This window comes from Methylocystis suflitae, from assembly GCF_024448135.1.
Classification (GTDB): Bacteria; Pseudomonadota; Alphaproteobacteria; order Rhizobiales; family Beijerinckiaceae; genus Methylocystis; species Methylocystis suflitae.
In genome coordinates this window covers 1-1,620 of the sequence record NZ_JAMRYX010000114.1, presented here as the reverse complement: position 1 = coordinate 1,620, position 1,620 = coordinate 1, and the positions used below count along the sequence as shown (strand labels likewise).

The window sequence follows — 1,620 nt, the reverse complement described above, 5'->3', positions numbered from 1 at the left end:
TCATAACCACCCTTACGAGCAGGGTAAGATTACGAATGCGCCCGTCGTCTGATGGATAATATCGCCTTTTATCAGCTGCTTAAGCAGCGTGGCGCCATCGACAGCAATTTTTTGGCATAACCGTGGCTGTTTGTGGCGGTATACTCGCCAGTTGGACAGACCCTCTTCCTGACATCGACCGGAACTCACGGCGCGACCAGGGCATTGCGCAGATCCGTCGCCCTCGCGTCGCGCTCGGAAAGCGGCGCAACGCCGAAGCGGAGCTCGATCGTGCGCAGCACCGAGAGCGTGTCGTAAACGGTCTTGTCGACGAAGCCCTTCTTGGCGAAGGGAGAGATGATGAGCGTCGGCACGCGGGCTCCCGGGCCGAACCGATCGCGGCGCGGCGGCGCGACGTGATCCCAGAACCCGCCATTTTCGTCTGCCGTGACGATGATCAGCATGTCGGCCCAGTTCGGGCTCTTGCGCAGCCGCGCGACGACGTCTCCCACATGGGCGTCGCCGGCCGCGAGATCCGAATAGTCCGGGTGCCCATTGAAGACGCCCAGCGGCTTGTAGAAGCTGACCTGCGGCAGTTCGCCCTTGTCGATCGCCTGGAAGAACTCGTCGGCGTCCTTGAGGTGGGCGCGGCCTTCTCGACCTTCCGCGTAATTGGCGAAATAGGCGAATGGCTGATGGTGGGTCTGGAAGGCGTCGGGCTTGTCTTCATACGGCTTGAGGCGGCCTTCGATGACGTCGCGCCACCCGCCGGCGTACCAGGCCCAAGTCACGTTCTTCTCCGTCAGCCGGTCGCCAATGGTCGGCGCATGCGCCGGCGGAAGCCGCTCCTGCGCTTCCGTCTTGTCATGCTTGGAAATGGCGTTCCCTGGCTGGAGCGTGCCGATCGCCTCCAAGTCGCTCGTCAGTCGGCCAAACCGCTTATGCCGCGGCGGACCGTCAAGCACGCTTGCCGGAGAATCCTCTTCGCGCTCTCGAATCGTGAGCTCGGCGCCCTGCGAATCCTTAATCGCCGCGAGCTTTGGCAGAAATTTCTTTCTGGTCGCCTCCACCGGATTGTCGAAAACCGGCGCGCAACCGCAGATCAGGAAGAAATGATTGAGCATCGAGCCGCCGAAGGCCGCATGGAAAAAATGGTCGGCGAGCGTGAATTCCTTGGCGAGCGCCCACTGCTTGAGCTCTGAACCGTCGTAATAGCCCATGACGAGCGCGCCGGCGTTCGACGCCTCGACGAATCGGTCCATTTTTCCGCCGTCGATCTGCTCCTGCTCGAGATAGAAATCATGGACCGGATCCATGGTCCGTCCATCGATGTCGACGAAGGGCTCGAGACGAAAGGGCGCGTTCGGCAAGCGCCGCGGAAAGCGATCGTCGGCGCGCGGACGCGGCAGCGCGGTCAGAGGCCGTCCATCAAAATCCACTTGTGGCGGGTGCTGCGCCGAGTTGACGCCCTCGGCGCCGGGAAACAGCCCGAACACATGATCGAAGCTGCGATTTTCGGTAAAAATGACAACGACATGGCCAATTCGCGCGAAAGGATTTTCTTGTTCCTGCGCCGCGGCGCGTGCGCAGGTCGCGGTCGCACAAATGGCAAGCGATATGACGAACCGTCCGACGGCTTTC

General features: G+C 61.7%; 1 protein-coding gene. It reads right to left on the bottom strand.

The genetic code is table 11. The annotated features are described in order from the left end of the window. Positions 1 to 185: 185 nt before the first annotated feature. On the bottom strand, positions 186 to 1,620 hold a 1,435-nt coding region (acpA, locus tag NEI07_RS09585), incomplete at its 5' end, for an acid phosphatase (RefSeq protein WP_256034243.1).